This is a genomic window from Streptomyces sp. NPDC059853 (genome assembly GCF_042731495.1).
GTDB lineage: Bacteria > Actinomycetota > Actinomycetes > Streptomycetales > Streptomycetaceae > Streptomyces.
This window is the reverse complement of sequence record NZ_JBHWJL010000432.1, coordinates 1-3,138: the sequence shown is the minus strand read 5'-3', so window position 1 is coordinate 3,138 and position 3,138 is coordinate 1. Positions and strand designations below refer to the sequence as shown.

General features: G+C 73.5%; 3 protein-coding genes and 1 pseudogene. All 4 read right to left on the bottom strand.

What is annotated here, in order from left to right:
* Positions 1-644, bottom strand: a pseudogene (locus tag ACFV5N_RS26285) (hypothetical protein); the annotation flags it as partial.
* A gap of 10 nt (positions 645-654) precedes the next feature.
* The gene (locus ACFV5N_RS26280; RefSeq protein ID WP_385604569.1) at positions 655-1,056 is read right to left on the bottom strand and encodes a limonene-1,2-epoxide hydrolase family protein; all 402 of its coding nucleotides are present in this window, start codon (positions 1,054-1,056) and stop codon (positions 655-657) included.
* On the bottom strand, positions 1,053-2,864 hold the full coding sequence (locus ACFV5N_RS26275; protein WP_385604566.1) for an FAD-dependent monooxygenase: 1,812 nt from the start codon (positions 2,862-2,864) through the stop codon (positions 1,053-1,055). Before ACFV5N_RS26275 ends, ACFV5N_RS26280 begins: the two co-directional genes overlap by 4 nt.
* A 72-nt stretch (positions 2,865-2,936) precedes the next feature.
* The coding region (locus tag ACFV5N_RS26270) for an oxidoreductase C-terminal domain-containing protein (protein ID WP_385604563.1) at positions 2,937-3,138 on the bottom strand (202 nt) is incomplete at its 5' end.

Below are 3,138 nucleotides of genomic sequence, written 5' to 3'. Positions count from 1 at the left end.
ACATCTGGGCGGACTTGCGGGCGTGTACTGAGGCGCAGTACACGCAGTCGGTCACAGTGGCTGCCGGTGGCGCGCATGCCCACCGTGGACCAGGTGTCCTCGACCGTCAGCCGGTCCACCGGCACCAGGACGGACACGCCGCGGGCGCTCCCGTCGGGGGCGGCTTCGCGGGCGCTGAAGATCGCCCAGTCGTCGTGCAGGATCCCGGAGGCGTACGGCCAGGCGCCGGTCAGCAGATAGCCGCCGTCGGTGGCGACCACCTGGCCGGGGGCGACGAAGACGGAGGCGAGCTTGGCCCCGGGCCGGTCGCCGAACACCTCGTCGCGTGCCCGGCGGGGGAAGCGGGTGGCGAGCAGGTTGGAGCCGTTGATGTTGTTGACGACCCAGGAGGTGGAGGGGCAGTAGTGCGCGAGGGCCTTGGTGACCTCGCTGAGGGTGCGGACGTCGCCCTCCAGGCCGCCGTACTCCTTCGCGGTCCACACCATGCCCACCTGGGAGGTGTCGATGGCGTGGACGGAGGCGTCGGGGAGCCGGCGGGTGCGGTCGCCCTCGGCGACCCCGTCCGCGAGCACCGGCCCGATGGCGTGCACCCGCTCCACGAGGTCCGCGCACAGATCCTTGGTGTCCGCTCGTGCGATCGTCATGAGGTCGCGTTCACCGTTCCTCCCGGTCCGAGATGAGGCGGGTGATGTCGAAGTAGTCGCGCCAGGCGGCGATCCGGCCGTCCCGCAGCTCGAAGGCGGCCATCACCTTGAGGTTGCGGGCGATGGGGGTGCCGTCGGCGCGCAGCATGTTCTCGGTGCGCTCCATCAGCACGGTGTCGCCGACGGCGGCGACATGGCGGACGCGCGCCTCCAGCCGGGCGAAGTCGGGCGGCATGAGCGCCATGATCTGCTCCTTGCCCACGCACACCGGCGATCCGGGGTTCTCCCACACGCAGTCGTCGGTCAGATACCGGTCCACGGCCGCCCGTACGCCCTCGGTGGTGGGCCCCATCGCGGTCAGGAACGCGCGGACGATCCGTTCGCCCCCGCCGTCGGCGCCCGCCGCGCTCACGCGCTCGCTCCGGCGTCCGGGCCGGTGCCGGGGTGCCCGAGGGCGCGGCGGACGGCTGCCGCCAGTTCGGGTTCGGCCCGCGTCCCGGCGTGCGGGCTGCGCCAGGCGACGTGCTGGTCGGGGCGGACCAGCACGGCGCCGTCGTCGCCGATGCCGCGCACCGCCGACCAGGTGCCGTCCTCGTCGCGGAACCCGGCCGGTTCGTCGGCGGCGGTGCCGATGGCCACCACCTCCAGCGGTACGCCGTACGCCTGCGCGACCTCCTTGGCCGCCGGCCGCCAGACGTCCGCGTCCGGGCCGGTGATCAGGACGAATCCGCCGGTGCGGCCCACCAGGTCGTGGGTGCTGAGCCGTTCGGTGCCCCGGGTCAGCCAGGCGTGCGGCAGCCGGTGGCCGGGCCGGGTGACGGGGTGGTGGACGCTGCCCATCGGGTCCAGCGGCGGGCGCGGGGTGCCGTCCGGCACCAGAGCGCCCTGCTCGTAGGAGAAGCCGATCTCGATGTCGTGCGCCTGGTACTCCACCCGCTGGGTGGCGAAGACCTCCGCCGTCCTGGCGCGCAGGGTCTCCCCCATCGGGGTGTCGGCGAACAGCGCGCGGAAGTTGGCCCGGGTGGTCTCGGGCGGCGCGCCGGGCATCAGGCCGAGGCCGGCGTGCAGGACGCCGTGGTTGCGGAAGGCGAACATGGCCCATTCCATGGAGCGGCGTGCGACCGGCAGCCGCTCGGACTCGTAGGAGTCCAGCAGTTCCTCGCCCGCGGTGCCGCCGAGCACGGCCGCCAGTTTCCAGGCGGCGTTGTGGGCGTCCTGGACGGCGGTGTTCAGGCCGAGTCCGGTGGCGGGCGGCTGGCGGTGCGCGGCGTCGCCGGCCAGCAGGACGCGGCCCACCCGGAAGGTCCTGGCGATGACGGCCTCGGGTGTGTACCGGCTGACCTGGTGGACGGTGACGTCCAGCTCGGGCAGTTTGAGCAGTTCCCTGACCCGGGCGACGGTGGCCTCCTCCCCCAGGTCGAGTTCGATTCCGGCGGGCAGGTGGAAGTGCAGTGCCCACTCCTGTGAGGCGAGCCCCCAGCCGGGGCCCATGGCGACCATGCCGTAGCGGGAGATCAGGCCGCCGTCGGGGCTGACGAAGTTGGTGATGAGCACCTTGTCGCCGCTCCACCACCGGGAGAGATCGGCGCTGAAGTGCACGGAGATGACGTTCCAGGAGCCGCCGTCGCCGTCCATGGTCACGCCGAGGGTGTCGCCGATGCTCCGGCCGCCGTCCGCGCCCAGCAGATAGCGGGCCCGTACGGTGCGGGTGGTGCCGGTGGTGCGGTCGGTGATCCGGGCGGTGACGCCGTCGGCGTCCTGGGTGAACTCCTCCATCAGGTGGTGGAAGCGCACCATGCCGGGGGCCCGTTCCTCGGCGTGCCGGCGCAGCAGCGGCTCCAGGCGGTGCTGCGGGAGGTTGGTGGAGGGGCAGGGGCTGTCGGCCGCGTAGGCGGCGGCGGTGCTGCCGCCGCCGAAGGAGTCCATGCGGTGCAGGTCGCGGGCGTCCAGTTCGCCGTCGCCGGCCAGGGAGGTGCGCCAGGCGACCTCGCTCATGTGGGCCAGCGGGGCGCTGAGCGCGTACACGTCGTCGGCCACGCCGTGCTGGCGGAAGATCTCCATGGTCCGCTGGTTGAGGTAGTGCGCGCGGGGCAGCACGGAGGTGGAGGCACGTCGTTCGACCAGCAGGTGCCGTACCCCCAGGTCGGACAGGAAGAGCGAGGCGGTGAGTCCGCAGCCGCCTCCTCCGACGATGAGCACCGGGACTTCTTCGTCAATCATGGTTCTCTCTCCGCGGTCGGGCCGGTGTGGCCGGGGATGGAACGGGGTGGTGGGGCGGCGCCGGGGCGCCGATCAGGGCGGGGTGAGGAGTGCGCGGGCGCCGCGCACGCCGCGCGGGCTGTTCCAGCCGACGACGCCGACGGGGCGGCCGGCGGCCTCGGCGACCGCGACGAACGTGCGGGTGGCCGGGTCGCCCTCGGTCACCCGGAGGCGGTCGCCGGCCGCCGGGTCGCCGACCACCTGGACGCGTACGCCGTGCTGGTCGGTCCAGAAG